The organism is Neobacillus niacini (genome assembly GCF_031457145.1).
Lineage (GTDB): Bacteria > Bacillota > Bacilli > Bacillales > Cytobacillaceae > Neobacillus > Neobacillus niacini_J.
Map to the genome: position 1 here is coordinate 51,216 of NZ_JAVDVZ010000009.1, position 17,730 is coordinate 68,945.

The 17,730-nt window shown below is 34.5% G+C and carries 8 protein-coding genes; 2 read left to right on the top strand and 6 right to left on the bottom strand.

Annotated elements, in window-relative coordinates:
* Nucleotides 1-3: 3 nt before the first annotated feature.
* The 5 genes from J2Y03_RS19380 to galU all read right to left on the bottom strand — a co-directional run bounded on the left by J2Y03_RS19380 (nt 4) and on the right by galU (nt 5,931).
* Nucleotides 4-1,419: an MBOAT family O-acyltransferase gene (locus J2Y03_RS19380; protein ID WP_310197011.1), complete on the bottom strand. Its 1,416-nt coding sequence runs from the start codon at nt 1,417-1,419 to the stop codon at nt 4-6.
* A gap of 130 nt (nt 1,420-1,549) precedes the next feature.
* Nucleotides 1,550-2,875: a UDP-glucose dehydrogenase family protein gene (locus J2Y03_RS19385; RefSeq protein ID WP_310197013.1), complete on the bottom strand. Its 1,326-nt coding sequence runs from the start codon at nt 2,873-2,875 to the stop codon at nt 1,550-1,552.
* Nucleotide 2,876: 1 nt separating this feature from the next.
* A complete protein-coding gene (locus J2Y03_RS19390) occupies nt 2,877-4,310 on the bottom strand; it encodes a hypothetical protein (RefSeq protein ID WP_310197015.1) in 1,434 nt (477 codons plus the stop codon).
* A 32-nt stretch (nt 4,311-4,342) separates the two neighbouring features.
* Nucleotides 4,343-5,029: a sugar transferase gene (locus tag J2Y03_RS19395; protein WP_310197018.1), complete on the bottom strand. Its 687-nt coding sequence runs from the start codon at nt 5,027-5,029 to the stop codon at nt 4,343-4,345.
* Between the two features lie 14 nt (nt 5,030-5,043).
* Nucleotides 5,044-5,931 carry a UTP--glucose-1-phosphate uridylyltransferase GalU gene (gene galU, locus J2Y03_RS19400; protein ID WP_310197021.1) on the bottom strand — a complete coding sequence of 296 codons (888 nt, stop codon included), beginning with the start codon at nt 5,929-5,931 and terminating at the stop codon, nt 5,044-5,046.
* Nucleotides 5,932-6,265: 334 nt separating this feature from the next.
* Here galU and J2Y03_RS19405 point away from each other — a divergent pair, with 334 nt between their 5' ends.
* Both J2Y03_RS19405 and J2Y03_RS19410 read left to right on the top strand, forming a co-directional pair.
* Nucleotides 6,266-7,600 carry an Ig-like domain-containing protein gene (locus J2Y03_RS19405; RefSeq protein ID WP_310197024.1) on the top strand — a complete coding sequence of 445 codons (1,335 nt, stop codon included), beginning with the start codon at nt 6,266-6,268 and terminating at the stop codon, nt 7,598-7,600.
* Between the two features lie 120 nt (nt 7,601-7,720).
* Nucleotides 7,721-10,066, top strand: coding sequence for an Ig-like domain-containing protein (locus J2Y03_RS19410; protein WP_310197027.1), 2,346 nt, complete (start codon nt 7,721-7,723; stop codon nt 10,064-10,066).
* A gap of 112 nt (nt 10,067-10,178) precedes the next feature.
* Here J2Y03_RS19410 and J2Y03_RS19415 read toward each other — a convergent pair whose 3' ends face one another.
* Nucleotides 10,179-17,510: an Ig-like domain-containing protein gene (locus tag J2Y03_RS19415; RefSeq protein WP_310197029.1), complete on the bottom strand. Its 7,332-nt coding sequence runs from the start codon at nt 17,508-17,510 to the stop codon at nt 10,179-10,181.
* Nucleotides 17,511-17,730 lie beyond the last annotated feature (220 nt).

A 17,730-nucleotide genomic window follows, 5' to 3' on the forward strand; every position in this document is an offset into this window, starting at 1 on the left:
TCCTTAAAATCTAAAATAAATAAATGGATTGTAACTTGAATTAACAAGATAAACAACTACCGCAAACATTAATATCATGTATACAACAGAGGAGGAAAATGAACTTAAAGAACTAAAAGTCTTAGAACTTTTAATATTAATATGTTTAATCTTTTGTAAGATAGGCGTACTAAATAAAATACCAACTATAAATAAGATTATATTATCATGCAAAAATAAAATACTAGTATTATCAAATAATGCTTGTTGATTCAAATTAAACATAGATTGTAAAAACTCAAATGAATAAGAAAAGTTATCTGCACGGAAAAATACCCAACCTACCATTACAACCAAAATCAAATAAGCATGTTGCAGCGGAGTCCACAATTTATTTAAAAAGCTTAAAAATCCAAAACGTTCTAAACAAATTAAGATTCCAAAATAGAAACCCCAGATCATAAATGACCAGCTTGCCCCATGCCAGAAGCCTGTTGCGGTCCAGACTATAAGAATGTTTCGAAATGTTTTTAAATTCCCTTTTCGGTTTCCTCCCAATGGAATATAAAGATAATCTTTAAACCAGGTACTCAAAGAGATATGCCATCTTCTCCAAAATTCCGATGCGTTTTTTGAAATATATGGATAATTGAAGTTTTCTAGAAAGTCAAAACCAAACATCTTTCCTAGTCCAATTGCCATATCACTATAACCAGAGAAGTCATAATAAATCTGTAAAGAATAAGCAATAATACCAATCCAAGCTGTTGCAACGCTTAATTCATTTGCAGGAGCAGTAAAAACAGAATCAGCAATAGTTGCAAATCCATTGGCCACAAGTACCTTTTTCGATAAGCCAATAATAAAACGTTTTATTCCGTCATTAAACTTATTTATATCTACACTTCTTCTTGTTATTTGCTCTTCTACATCATTGTAACGTACAATTGGACCAGCAACTAATTGTGGGAATAAAGTAATGTACAATGCCAATGAAGTTAAACTTTTTTGCACCTTTGCGTCATTTCTATAAACATCAATCACATAACTCATTGCCTGGAAAGTGAAAAATGAAATACCAATAGGCAGTGGTAATTCTCCAACATTCCAACTTGTACCTAAAATAGCATTTAGATTATCTAGCACAAAAGAACTATACTTAAAATACCCTATTACTAACAAATTACTAATAATAGATATGATTAATATAGTTTTTTTCCATAGAATATTTGTACTAAACTTTTGAACACCTAAACCAAATAAATAGTTCATTCCAATGGAAAATAGCATTAAAAATACGTATTGAGGTTCGCCCCATGCGTAGAACACTAGACTAGCAATCAGTAAGACTGCGTTTTTCAAATCCACTCTGGCAATATAATATAATAATAGAACAACAGGAAGGAATGCAAAAAGAAAAACTAAATTGCTAAAAACCATGAAGTTTACACCAGCCCTTAATTATCACTTAATATTAAAATTAATCAACTTCTATATTTTCCATAAATTTCAAAAAAATACCCCGAAATAAAGCCTTTAAAGTCATCTCGTCTTTAAAGGCTTTACACTATTAAGATTTAACTAATACTTTTTCGTTTTTTATACCTGGTCTACCTATTGATTTATAATCAAATTTTGTTAGGCTGATTTGTTCTTTCGAAAAAACATTCCGTCCATCAATTAATACTGGATTGGCCATAACATTTTGAACTTCAAATAAGTTAATGGACTTGAACACATCCCATTCAGTTAACAAACAAATTGCGTCACTATCTTTTGCAGCATCTAATGGACTCTCACACCATTGGATATCAGGATGGTTAAATTGAGTTCTGAAATTTTCTTGTGCAATAGGATCAAAGGCTTTTACTTTTACACCATTAGCCACTAATTCAGAAATAATCTCAAATGCAGGTGCATCTCTTACATCATCTGTATTTGGTTTAAAAGCCAATCCCCATACAGCTACTGTTTTCCCAGATAATGTTGTTAATGAGGCTTTCAACTTTTCCATAATATTAAAACGTTGGTTTTGGTTAACTTCAATTACTGACTTTAATAACTTAAAATCATAGTTTGCATTTCCAGCAATCTGGACTAATGCATTTGTATCTTTAGGGAAACATGATCCCCCGTATCCAATACCAGCATTTAAAAATGCTGCTCCAATACGTTTATCATAGCCCATTCCCTCTGCTACCTTTGTTACATCAGCCCCTACTTTATCACATATATTTGCAATTTCATTAATGAATGAAATTTTAGTTGCTAAAAATGCATTAGAAGCATATTTAATCATTTCTGCACTTCTTATATCTGTAACGATTATATTATCTGTTAACGGTTTGTGCAGATCTGTTAATATTTTCATTGCAGCTTCGCTTTCGGTTCCTATTACGATACGATCTGGATTTAAAGTATCTTTAACTGCTGAACCTTCACGAAGGAATTCAGGAACAGACACAACATCAAATGGAAACTTTGTTAAATTACTCACAATTTCCTTTATACGGTGATTTGTTCCAACTGGGACTGTACTTTTTGTCATAATTATTTTATAGTCGTTCATTTCTGTTGCAATTTCAGTTGCGACTTGTTCAATATATAATAAATTTGCTTCACCATTTGGCAATGGAGGCGTTCCAACTGCTATGATAACAATATCGGAATTTTTTACTCCATATGAGAGATCAGTTGTAAATTCTAATCTCTTTTCCCTATAATTTTTCTCGATTAATTCTGTTAGACCTGGTTCATATATAGGTGACTGTAATTTATTTAGTACATCAACTTTTCTTTGATCCTTATCTACACATATAACTTGGTTCCCTAATTCCGAGAAACACACACCAGATACAAGACCAACGTATCCAGTACCAACTACTGAAATCTTCATATTAAAACTCCTTTTTTGCTTGCATTTTGGTCAAAATCTTGCGAAATTTATTAGCAATACCCAAATGTAATTCACCAATTTGTTCCTGAATAATTGAAAGTGAAATACCAATTATTGCAAAGATAAATAAATATTGTGGTCCACTGTTATATACTTGTTCACCAAGGGATTCAATTAGGCTTTGAGTAATTATCATTATTGAGAACAGAAAAAAAACTTTATATTCCATTTTTTGAATTGTTTTATACCCTATATATATATATAGGATGAAATAAATAAATATTGATAATAACAAAATAGCTCCTATTATTCCTACTTCACCCATAATTGACGGCCAGTAGGTATCAGTAGCCCATTTGGGGTCTTTAGAATATAAACCGTATATTTTATCTAATTCATACTCTACATATACAGGACTATAATATTCCCTAGCTGTCCAACTCCCATACCGTCCATATCCTACTCCAAAAGGGAATTGTGTAAAGGCAATAATAAATCCGAATATATACAAAGCTTTCCTAGCGGATTCTGTATAATCGATTGTAATATATCTTTGTATCGTCAAAACCGACAATTGAACAACTGCATAAAGTACAACTATAGCTACTATAGAACTTACAATAATAACAGGCAGAAATGCCTTAGATTGTCTAAACTTTTTAAGTCCAGCTATATTAAAGCGTTGCTGGACTAAGACAAATAGTGAATTAAATAAAATGGCTATTGTTGTTTTAAAACGAAAAGAAAAAATTGATGCAATAAAAAGTACTAATGATTTTAATCCACTCTTCTTATTATTATTAACTGAATACGATGATAATAAATAAAATCCAACAATTGCCAAGAACCAACCATATAGACTCGGGTGAGTGAATATCGATTGAATACTAATTATTCCCATCCGAATATCAAATTTATGATCGGTATTAATTAATCCTCTAAATTGATGTGAAAAAAGAGCATCAATCACCGCAAAAAATAAAACAATATAGGTAATCTTTTTAAAGAGTTGAGAAAATTTATTAAGATCAGCAGCTGTAAATGATATACTTCGAAAAATAAAAAGAACAATAAACCCTTTAAACATTAAAATAGCTCCCTGTATAAGAATAATCAAAGGAACTTTATGAATAATACTTGAAATTAACCCTAAGGAAAAAACCACCATTAGTATATGAAATAGAAAATCAAATTTCCATTTTCGCTCTTTATAGTAAAGAAGTATAAAGGGTAAACAAATCAATATTAATAATTCATCAAAATGATTAATAATATTGGCTAAAGGTTTACTAATAATTCCAATATTTATTGCAAGTAGATCTTGGAATAAAAGCAAAACAATAATATAGGGCAATATCCTTTTAAAATAAATTTGGTCCTCATATATCCGAAGAACATAAGATATTGTACTATAATTTCGGACATTCTTTAACATTAAGAATGACCCTCCTTTTGTAAACAACCCACTTAATAAGCGTCATCTTTATTACTTACCAACATGAAAGCAGTTTTAATAAGAATATTCAAATCAAACAAGATGCTGCGATTTTTAATGTATTTCAAATCTAGATCTACCATTTCCCTAAATCCAAGTGAACTTCTACCGCTAATCTGCCATAGTCCTGTACAACCAGGAACTACTTTCAGTCTTTGTTTGTCATAATTTGAGTATTGTTTAACCTCTCTTGGTAGTGGTGGCCTTGGACCGACTAAGCTCATGTCTCCCTTTAGGACATTAAATAACTGAGGAAGTTCATCGATGCTTTTTCTTCTAATAAACCTTCCCACTTTAGTTACTCTTGGATCGTCTTTCATTTTAAACATGGCACCCTGAGCCTCGTTTTGCTTTAGTAAACTGTCCAACTTCTTTTCTGCGTCAGTTATCATTGATCTGAATTTATACATATTGAATTCTTTCCCATTTAAGCCAATTCGTCTTTGAGAAAAAAAGACAGGTCCCTTCGGATCTTCGAGTTTAATGGCTAATGCAGTAATAATAAAGACAAACCCTAACAATAGGATTCCAAAAAAAGAGCCAAATATGTCAATACTTCTTTTGAAAACCTTATAAGATTTTTTCTTTTTAGATTCTATTTCAACGCTTTTTTCTACTACGACATAATTTTTTTCTGCAGCATGTGGAATATTAGACATTGTTTGACTCCTTTCTAATCGACAACTTTTGTACTTTCCTTAATCAAATGCTCCATGTAATGAAGTAGTTCATATTTCATATCTTCATGTTGTAAAGCAAATTTAAGTGTGGTTTTCACAAACCCCAATTTTTCACCTACATCATATCGTAAACCGTGGAAATCATACGCATATACTTGATGTTTTTGATTTAGCTTTTGAAGTGCATCTGTAAGTTGAATTTCACCGCCAGCACCTGTTTCTTGTTCTTCAAGATAATTAAAAATTTCTGGTGTTAAAATGTAGCGTCCCATAATAGCTAAATTTGAAGGAGCTGTTCCTGGTTTAGGTTTTTCAACAAAGCTATTTACTTTAAATAAATTACCATCAATAGCAATTGGATCCACGATTCCATAACGATGTGTCTCCGCATCACTAACTGTTTTAACACCAATCACAGAAGATCCTGTTTGCTCATATTGATTAATCAGTTGTTTTATGCATGGTGTAGTACTTTGAACAATATCGTCACCTAACAGTACGGCAAATGGCTCGTTTCCGATGAAATTCCTTGCACACCAAACCGCATGTCCTAGTCCTTTAGGCTCTTTTTGTCGAATGTAATGCATATCTGCTAGATTAGAAGAAAATTGAACCTTCTCAAGTAGTTCAAATTTACCTTTTTCATAAAGTGAACGTTCCAATTCAGGAGCATAGTCAAAATGGTCCTCAATCGCACGTTTCCATTTACCAGTTACTATAATGATATCCTCAATACCTGAGGCAATTGCTTCTTCTACTATATATTGAATTGTAGGCTTATCTACAATTGGTAGCATTTCTTTTGGCATTGCTTTTGTTGCTGGAAGAAATCTAGTTCCAAATCCTGCAGCTGGAATTATAGCTTTTCTTATCTTTTTCAAAAAAAAGACCCTCCCTGTATTCTCTCTTTATCTCTAGCTCTCTCTTTATCTCGTGACTACAGAGTAAATAGTAACAAATATCTTAAAATTTCTATATGGCAATTACAGTAAATTACAAATGTCTACTAACAATATACAATTATATCATAATAATTCACAAGAAATAGCCTATTTTTCTACAAATTGCGAGCTAAAACGTGTTTATTCCATTGTTTTTATGTTTTTTAAGGGCCTACCAATAATTGTCTAAGTATATTATTTCCATAAAATAAAAAATTTTACTAGTTTTAGGAAAAAATACCTAGTAAAATATCATTGTAAAGGAGATGATAATTTGAAAAATTTAAGAAATGTATTTTGTTTACTCTTTATTTGCTTAATTGCTTTACCAATTTCTGCTCATGGTCAGGAAAACGCAACAGTAGCAAAAAGTTTAATCAGTAAAATTACTACCAGTACATCACCAGGGGGTTTCCCTAAAAAATCTTTGTCCGTTAATCAATCCTATTCACCTGCAGACTACCCACTAAAAACAGCTGGTTCTTACGTTGATTATTTATATGATAGTTGGTATTCGTACCATTATATTACTTTTGAAACCGTATCAAGCTATTCATCAACTGATTTAAATGTTCAGATCCTATATGATTCAGATTATAGCTATTCTAAGGATTCTATTATTAATGTAGAATTTCTTAAAAATAATGGGGGTACTCTAGAGTACATAGATGCAACTGAATTTGATACATATGGTTTTACTAATCTTCGATTAAATTCATTGGGAAGTAAATCATTATTTCAAAACCAACAATACATCTACATAAGAGTAGGTGTTTCAGAGTACGCTTCAGACTATTATTATTCAGATGTTATCCAATTTAAAGTTGTAAACCCTTTCTATACACCGCCAGTTGTGGATAAAACTGCTCCAGCAAAACCAACTGTATATACGGTTAGTAATATTACTACAAGTGTAAAGGGCAAAGCTGAACCATTTTCAACATTAATTATTAAATCCGGAACCACAACAATTGGAACAGGTACAGTATTATCCGATGGAACATATAGTGTAGCTGTACCGAAACTCACAGCAGGTGCAAAAATATCAGTTTATGCAAAAGATAATGCAGGAAATACTAGTACTCCTACAACCGTGACAGTTATTGATAAGAGTCCTCCTGCAAAACCAACTATTAACTCTGTCGGTGACAATCAAACAATAATAACAGGAAAGGCAGAAGCGGGCTCTAAAGTTACTATTAAGCAAGGATCTACAACGTTGGGTCAAAGCACTGCAACTAGTACCGGTTACTTCACTATTAAAATGACAGCAGCCAAGAAAGCAGGTACGAGCTTAACAGCAGATGCAACGGATGCAGCAGGTAACAAAAGCTCATATACCTATGTTACTGTTGTTGACAAAACTCCTCCAGTAGCGCCAACAGTCAACAAGGTTACTTATACCTCAACCACTGTGTCTGGGAAAGCCGAAAAATTTTCAACTGTTTATATCTTTAAAGGGACTACATTAGTCGGTAAAACAACTACCGATAGTTATGGGAATTTTAAGGCTAGTATTAAGACGCAGGCTCAAGGTTCATCATTGGAAATAATATCGATGGATAAGGCTTGGAATCAAAGTAAATCAACTTGGGCAAAAGTTTATTAATAAAAATGGAAAAATGATAGCCTCTTCTATGAAAGAGGCTGTTGTTTTTGTTTTTTTCTAACCTTATATAATTATTTAATTACTAATTTTAATTTTAAATTAATTTCTAAAGGTGATGTCATGAAAAAACTCAACAGATTCTTTTGTTCTACTCTATCTATTATCCTACTTCTTATTCCTTCCATTGCCTTTGGTCAAGAACCTCCTCAAAATCTATTAAACCTAGCTAGTGATGACGGAGGTTTTGTGGTTATTAATAACGAGTCAACGAATGGGAGTGGGATGAATTATACAGGAACTTTTACCATAAATAATCAAAATTTTACTTATCATAAAAAATTAAACACTAAAGCATATAAAATGGATGTTAACAAACCAATTAATATTGAGAAATATAAGGATCTTAAAATTGAAAAAAATTTTTTACCCGCGCCTGCCTATATAGTCGGAGATAATAAATATTTCTGGGTGACAAATTTTGTTTCAAATACTGATTCTCAAATTTCCGCCAAATTACTCTATAGCGGTACCAAGTCAAATATATGGGTCTATAATAATCAAATTACTTCATTAGATGCTGAAAAACTAGGCAGAGAATTTGATAATAAAATTAACCCTGTTGTAACAACCAACTTTGGTAATTCGTCGGATGTAGATGGAAATGGAAAAGTGAACATTCTGTGCTACGATATCCTGGATGGTTTTAATGGAAACGGCGGCTATATTGGTGGATATTTTTGGGGTGGGGATTTATATTCTCAGTACAACTCCAATAAATCTGAAACTTTTTACATCGATACCTATCCTTCAATGGGTATGGGTACAACCAAGGACGTGACGGCTGCCTATACCACCTTAGCTCATGAATTCCAGCATATGGTGAACTTTAACCGAACTGTATTTATTGAAGGCAGTACCAATTCTATGGATACCTGGTTAGATGAAGCATTATCAATGGCTGCTGAGCATATTTATTCGGGACAGGTATTATCTGACCGAATTGATTATTATAATTATTCAGAGTCGATTACAAATGGACACTCTTTATTGTATTGGGATGATTACGGTGATGTGTTAGCAAACTATTCTCTTTCCTATTTATTCAGTCAATATGTGAAGCTGCAGGCAAATCAAGGCGACAAAATATTTAAAGAAATACTAACGAATACCCATAATGATTATCAGGCTGTCGAAGCAGTGCTTAAAAAATATATTAGCCCTTCCATGTCATTTGGAAGTTTTATGACATCTTTTAGAGGTGCATTATTATTAAAACAAACGACAGGATTATATGGTTTTAAAGGTGAATCAATGTTTGATGGAATTAAACCTAAGCTATACAATGGATCAGGGCTTCAACTACACGGCGGAGGAGCTGTTATCAAACAAATTGATCCACAAATCGGATTTATGGAGCCAAATGATAAAGGCTCTTCTATTACTTATAATTTTTTATCAGATGATTTAGATTCTACTCCTCCTGCTATTTTTTCCATAAACCCAGTAAGCGACAAAGATATTATGGTCTCAGGTGTGACTGAACGAGGTGCAAAGGTTTATGTTAAGCGTAGTACTACCCTTCTCGGCAGTGCAACAGCTGGGGATACTGGTACATTCACTGTAACAATTCCTAAACAGATTGGAGGAACCATCCTTCTTGTTTACGCTGAAGACGCAACTGGAAATAGGAGCAACACAACTTCGCTTTCAGTTAAAGATACAGTTGCTCCTTCAATCCCGACTGTTAATCAAGTTGGGGATAATCAAACAAGTGTTACGGGTAAAGCCGAAATCGGAGCAAATGTAATAGTGAAATCTGGTTCGACAGTTATTGGACAAGCAACAACCTATAGTACAGGCTCATTTTCAGTTAAAATTCCAAAGCAAAAGGCTGGAACTAAACTGACAGTTTATGCAAAAGATAAGGCTGGGTACACAAGTAGTGGTAGAACTGTCACTGTGATTGATAAAACCCCACCTGCAATACCAACAGTTAGTTTTGTTGGGGATAATCAAACAATTATTACTGGAAAAACTGAGCCAGGTGCAAAAGTAATCATTAAAAAAGGTACAATAGTATTAGGACTAGGATACGCTAGCAGCACAGGGTATTTCTTAATTAAAATCAACACACCTCAAAAAGCGGGGACATCCTTAACATTTTACGCTAGCGACAAAGTTGGAAATCAAAGTCATACCACGTTGAAGGTGGTAGATAAAACTCCACCTTCTCCCCCTGTTGTTAACAAGGTAACGTACAAATCTTCCACTGTAACCGGAAAAGCAGAAGCTGGTGCAACAGTATATATTTATAAAGGAGTTACTTTGATTGGTAAGCAAGTTGCAAATCAATACGGAAATTTCAATGCAGCAATAATAGTACAAAAAGCTGGGTCCCTATTAGAGGTTTCTGTACTGGACAAAGCAGGAAATCAAAGTAAATTGGTGTCTGTGAAGGTATACTAAACAAAAAAGTGATAAACCCCCATCCATTTCAAACTGGAAGGGGGTTATTTTTCTTAATTTTTATTAAATTAATAATAATAGAAGAAAAGCCCCTTCAAAAGGGACTTTTCCTTTATTGTACCTTAATGGTTGTTGCTGCACTTACATTCTTAGCTGCATCTGTAGCGGTTACACTTAAAACAGTATTTCTCTTTTGCGCTTTAATGGTTACTTTAAAGTTTCCATACACATTAGTAGTCGCTGTTCCTATTGTAGTGGACCCAACTTTAATAATAATGGTTGAGTTTTTCTCTGCTGTACCGGTTACAGCAGTTGTTGTGCTTTTTACAGTGTTTACCTTAGGAGCCAGAGGTGCCGTTTTATCAATTACCGTTAAAATTTTAGTAGTACTAATATTTCCAGCAACATCTTTAGCTGTTATGGTTAGCTTCGTCCCCGCTTTTTGTTTCGGTATGGTTACTTTGTAAGTTCCATAACTATCAGCTTTAGATGAGTAGTTGGAAGTTCCAATGGATACTGTTACCGTTGCTCCTTTCTCAGATTTTCCTGTCACTACTGTTGTTTGGTCTGACACTGTGTTAACCGTCGGTACGGCAGGCGCTGTCTTATCAACAACTGTTGCTACTTTTGCTGTGCTGACATTTCCTGCAATATCCTTCGATGTTACGGTTAGCTTCGTTCCTACTTTTTGTTTAGGGATTGTTACTTTGAAAGTCCCATAACTATCAGCTTTGGATGTGTATTTGGAAGTTCCAATCACTACCGTTACAGTGGCTCCCGCCTCGGTTTTTCCAGTTACTACTGTTGTTTGATCTGATATTGTATTAACCGTCGGTACTATAGGTGCTGTCTTATCGACCATAGTTACCGATTTTGCTGTGCTGACATTTCCTGCAATATCCTTCGATGTTACGGTTAATTTTGTTCCCGCTTTTTGCTTAGGAATGGTTACACTGTAATTTCCTTCGCTTCCTGCAGGTTTGGATGTGTATTTTGTTGTTCCAATGGCTACCGTTACAGTTGCTCCTGCCTCCGTTTTTCCAGTCACTACTGTCGTTTGGTCTGATACCGTGTTAACCGTCGGTACGGCAGGGGCTGTCTTATCAACAACTGTCGCTACTATTGCAGTGCTGACATTTCCTGCAATATCCTTCGATGATACGGTTAATTTTGTTCCAGCTTTTTGCTTAGGAATGATTACACTGTAATTCCCTTCGCTTCCTGCAGGTTGGGATGTGTATTTTGTTGTTCCAATAGCTACCGTTACCGTTGCTCCCACTTCCGTTTTTCCTGTTACTACTGTAGTTTGATCTGAAACGGTGCTAACCGTAGGTGCTGCCGGTGCAGTTTTATCAACCACAATAACCGTTTTCCCTAGGCTGACATTGTCTGCTGCATCCTTTGCTGTTAAGGTTAATTCTGTTCCTGCTTTTTGCTTAGGAATGGTTACACTGTAATCCCCGTCTCCGTTAGCAGGTTGGGATGTATATTTTGTTGTTCCAGTGGCTACCGATACCGTTGCACCTACCTCGGTTTTTCCGGTTACCACCGTTGATTGGTCTGACACCATATTAACTGTTGGAGCCTCTGGTGCAGTTCCATCCTGTACTGTTAGCACTGTACTTTTACTTATGTTACCACTCGAATCTTTCGCATTAACGGTTACGGTGGTATGTTCCTTTTGAACTGGAATATCTATTTTAAAGTTTCCATTTTCATCTACTTCACCGGTATATTTGCTTGTACCTATGCTAACCAGAACCTCCGCACCCGCTTCAGTTGTTCCAGTTACTTCTGTAGATTTATCTGTAATCGGGTTCACTTTTGGTGCATCAGGAGCAGTTACATCCTTGACGGTTATTGAAGTCCCATCAGAAATATTTTCAGAGCTATCGACCGCAAAAACATTTAGTACGGTAGCTGCTTTTTGAGCGGTAATTGGTACCTTAAATCGGCCTTCAAAATCAGCTGTAACACTTCCTAATTCTTTGTCCCCAGATTTAACAATCACCTTTGCTTTAGCTTCACTTCGACCAGTAACACTTACAGTCTGATCCGATACATCATCTACAATTGGCTTATTAGGTGGAGTTGAATCCAGAATATTGTTATTTACACTAAACTCACCATTACTTAAATCATACTTGTTCCCGTTAACTACTATTTGTCTAACCCCTACGTTATTGTAAATAAAGATGGAACTAATCCTCCAGGCTCCAGGTTTAAACAGAGGTGAAACCTTCATCATTACTTCATACTTTCGTGTTTTTTCGTTAAAGATTGCACCTCGTCTGAAATATTCTCCATTTTGCCCTTCCATTTCTACATAAACATAATTTACATCGGATTGAGCATCGATAATATCTAGACTAAGGGTGACACTTTCACCAGGTTTGACCACCTTTTTATCAACTGATACACCGTTAAATACTGGTGACTGATAGTCAACTCTATCATTAATTACCGTAAAATCTGCATTACTTGTATCTATTTCTTTTCCATTGACAAAGAAAACTTCGTTGTCTTCATGGTCAGTCATGCCTAGAAAAAGGACCTTTCTAATTCCAGGTTTATCCTCTTCAGTAATAGTAAATTTAATCTCGTACTTTTTGGTGTCTGGATTATATTCAGCATACCAGTTGTCATCCGAATTTGTGAGTCCAATAAAAAGGTCACTTATTCCAGATTGGTCTGTGGCTTCCACGCTGATTGTAACCTCTTCCCCGGTCTTTACCACTTTCTTGTCAACTGAAATACTATGGAACACTGGTGCAGCTATATCAACTTCATCGTTGTTAACATTAAAACTTCCATTTGATAAATTTGTATCTAATCCATCGTAAATGTATTTGCTGTTTCCATCATCATCTGATACAGAAATGGACTCTACTTCCCAGATACCTGGTTTTGTTTTTTCTGTTATAGATAACATGGTCTCAAATTTATCCGTTTGCGTATTAAAGACAGCCTCTTTCCACAATCTAGTTCCATACTCATTAATTAATCTTACATATACATAACTGACTGATGATTGCTCATCTGTTACATCTAAACTGATTGTTACTTCACCACCCGGTTGTACTTCCTTTTTATCAACTGAAATGGCATGGAAGACTGGGGGCATAAAATCAGGGTTTTCATTAACTACAGTGAATTTACCACTAGTAAAATCAAACTCTTGACTGGATAGATATTCCTGATTTTCTTCTTTATCAATTACTCTAATACCATCTACACTCCATGTTCCTGGCCTTGTATATTGATCTATTAGTATTTTAGCCTCGTATTTTTGGGTTAAACTATTATAAATAGCCTCTTCACTTATATACCCTGAGTTAGAACCCGAAAAATGTACCTCTACAAATGCCACTCCGGACTGAGAATCAATGACACCTAATTCGACCGTTGCTATGTCACCAGGTACAAACTGATTTTTATTAACTTCTACACTTATTACATCTGGCACAGTGACATCCTCATTTATGTTTGTTACATGAAAGTCTCCACCACTTAAATTCATCATTTCAGCACCTGGATAACCAAAGAGTTGATTTAATAAATATCTTTCATTGCCCATAACGTCACTGATATGAATATAACTTATTTTCCAGTTTCCAGATTGAGAAAATTCTCCAAATGTAATTTCGGCCTCATATCTTCCTGTGCTTGGATTTAAGCTTGCCGTAACATGCTTCTCTGATTGATTAGGAATTCTGTAGTACAGTTCAAGGTTCTGAATTTCAGATTTGTCATCTTCAGCCTCAAAACTCACTTTTACTTTTTCACCTGGCTGAACTTCTTTTTTATCCACAGTAACGCTTTTTATAATTGGTGGAGTAATATCAATTTTTTCATTAATTACGGAAAAATCCCCATTACTAAAGTCATTATCATCAGACCATTTATTGTAGTATTTACTGTTCCACTCTGTATCTTGAACGTAAATCCCTTCGATACTCCATAAACCCGGCTTTGTAGTGTCAGTAATATTCAATTTTGCTTCATATTTTTGAAACGTTTCATTATATACAGCAGCCGTCGACATGTATCCGCCATAAGAGTTTCTATAATCCACATTAACTCGGTTTATCCCAGATTTTTCATCAATTGCAGCAATGGTTACTGTAACTTCATCACCTGGAATAGCTTCTTTCTTATCTACAGAAACCACTTGGATTGTTGGTGGAGTTATATCTGCGTTTTCATTGATGACGGTAAAATCTCCGTAACTAAAGTCATTACCATCAGACCATTTACTGTAGTATTTACTATTCCACTCTGAATCTTCAACGTAAATTCCTTCAATACTCCATAAACCCGGTTTTGTAGTGTCGGTAATATTCAATTTTGCTTCATATTTTTGGGACGTTTCATTATATGCAGCAGCCGTCGACATGTATCCGCCATAAGAGTTTCTATAATCCACATTAACTCGGTTTATCCCGGACTTTTCATCTATTGCAGCAATGGTTACTGTAACTTCATCACCTGGAATAGCTTCTTTCTTGTCTACAGAAACCATTTTGACTTTTGGTGGGGCTATATCTGCATTCTCATTGATGACGGTAAAATTAGCATTACTAAAGTCATTACTATCAGATCCGTTATCGTAGTATTTATAATTCCACGCTGTATCTTGAACAGAAATCCCATCGATACTCCACGATCCGGGTTTTGTAGTATCGGTAATATTCAATATTGCTTCATATTTTTGGGACGTTTCATTAAATGATGCATCCGTCGACATGTATCCGCCATGGGCATTTTTATAATACACACTGACTCGGTTTATCTCAGACTTTTCATCGGCTGCATCAATAGTTACCGTAACTTTGTCACCAGGTATAGCTTCTTTCTTGTCTACAGAAACCATTTGGACTGTTGGTGGGGTTATATCTGCATTCTCATTGATGACGGTAAAATCAGCATTACTAAAGTCATTACTATCAGACCCGTTATCGTAGTATTTACTATTCCACTCTGTATCTTGAACGTAAATCCCTTCGATACTCCACGTTCCCGGTTTTGTAGTATTGGTAATATTCAGTTTTGCTTCATATTTTTGGGACGTTTCATTAAATTCAGTAACCGAAGACATGTAACCGCCAAGAGAGTTCCTGTAATACACTTCAACCTGATTTATCCCAGACTTTTCATCTATTGCATCAATGGTTACCGTAACTTCATCACCAGGTATAGCTTCTTTCTTGTTTATAGAAACCATTTGGACTGTTGGTGGGGTTATATCTGCACTTTCATTGATGACGGTAAAATTAGCATCACTAAAGTCATTACCATCAGAACCGTTATGGTAGTATTTATTATTCCATTCTGTATCTTGAACGGAAATTCCTTCAATACTCCAAGTTCCCGGTTTTGTTGCATCGGTAATATTCAATTTTGCTTCATATTTTTTGGATGTTTCATTAAATAATGCTTCCGTCGACATGTTTCCGCCATAGGTGTTTTTATAGGACACACTGACTCGGTTTATCTCAGACTTTTCATCCGTTGCATCAATGGTTACCGTAACTTCATCACCGGGTATAGCTTCTTTATTGTCTACAGAAACCATTTGGACCTTTGGTGGTGTTATATCTACATTTTCATTAATAACGGTAAAATTCGCACTACTTAACTCATCACTATAAATACTAGTACCATTATAATCATTATCCCTCATATAGATATATGAGATACCCCAGATTCCAGGTCTTGAGGTATCATCAATGGCTAATTTGACTTCATATTTTTCCGTTACAGGATTATAGACAGGCACAATTACTTGATTCATATACCTATCACCTGTTTTAAAGTACACAGAAATATAATTAATGCCTGAATTATCGTCTATGGCATCAATACTAACTGTCACAGTTTCCCCTGGATTTGCTTTTGTTTTATCAACCGAAACTCCCTGAATGGTTGGGGGTGAGACATCAGCATTTTCATTAATAACCGTGAAATTACCGCCACTTAGATTAGTTTCTTCATTGTTATAGTACCAAGTACGGTTATATTCCTTGTCTACAACATAGATGGAAGATATACCCCACAATCCTGGTCGGGTTTCATCATTAATAGTTAAATGTCCTTCATATTTTTGTGTATCTGAATTAAAGTTTACTTTTACCTCTTCATATCCGCCCTTTTCACCATTGTAATTAACCTCTATGGTTTCGATACCTGATTGATCATCAACAGCATCTATACTAACGTAGACTGTATCACCAGGGTGTGCTTCTGTTTTATCAACCGAAATTCCCTGAATGGTTGGAGGAGCGACGTCAGCATTTTCGTTGATAACTGTGAAATTCCCACTGCTAAAGTCTATTCCTTCCTCCTGATGAAGCCATTTGTCATTGTACACTTTATCTCGAACATATATTTCTATAATCTCCCATATCCCAGGTCTTGTATTATCTGTTACTGTAATTTTCGATTCATATTTTCCTGTTACAGGATTAAAATTTGCGACCTCTTGAAAGTTACCATTTGTAGTTTGATAGGTGAGTTTCACTTCAGCAACCCCAGATTGATTATCGGAAACATCCAAACTAACCGTTACTTCTTCACCTAAGTTTACTTCTTGCTTATCTACTGAAATACTATTCACTAATGGTGCACTTTCATCTTTTCCATCCGCTAATACTAAAAATTCACTGCTATTAAAATCTAACTCGGGGCTAGAGCCCTCATTGTAACCATTCCAATTATTTTGCTTATCACTTACATAAACTGAGTATACTCTCCATTTTCCAGTCTCTATTGTATATTCAATAGGAATTTTCACTTCATATTTTTCTATTTCGGGATTGTAGATTGCCTCTTTTTGCATATACCCGTAATTTTCATTTTGAATTTCAACAGAAACACTATCCACACCAGACCCTTTATCTGTTACATCTAATCGAATTTTTACTTCCTCTCCGAACTTTACTTCCTGTTTATCAACGGAAATACTATTTACTTCGGGGGCTGTTTCATCAAAAAAAGCATCATTAATGACTGTAAATACAGCATTGTCAAAATACTGATTATCAGCGTAATAATAGGTATTTGAATTATCATTTTGGTCAATAACCACAATATAAGGTATTAGCCATTTCCCTGGTCTTGTCTCTAAAGTTATCGGAAACTTTGCATTATATGTTCCAGTTTCCTCATTATAGACAGCATTTTCTGTCATAACTCCCATCTCTTCATGTTGATAAGTTACAATTACTTCTTTCACACCTGAGTTTTCATCTGTTACATCTAAACTTACAGTTACCTGTTCATTCGGTTGGACTTGCACCTTATCAATGGCTACATTATGTAGCACAGGTGGGGCATTATCGATTACTTCTTCCTCTGCTGCATTTACTATGATTCCATTAAAATTTGAAAAGATAAGTAAAAATACTATAAAAATACTTAAATACTTCTTACAAAGAGTTATCATATATTTCCCCCATATAATATATATCTTTACACTTGAATAATTAATAGATAATACTATTTCCTCCCTCTTAATCTTATATTTCTACGAAAATGTACCTATTAATTAGACATAAATATGTAATATAGATGGCCCAACCATATCCATATAATACTATTTTTTTACAAAGTTTAGAATGTTTTTTTGAATTTTGCAGGTTTTTGACTTTCTATGAAAAAAAAAA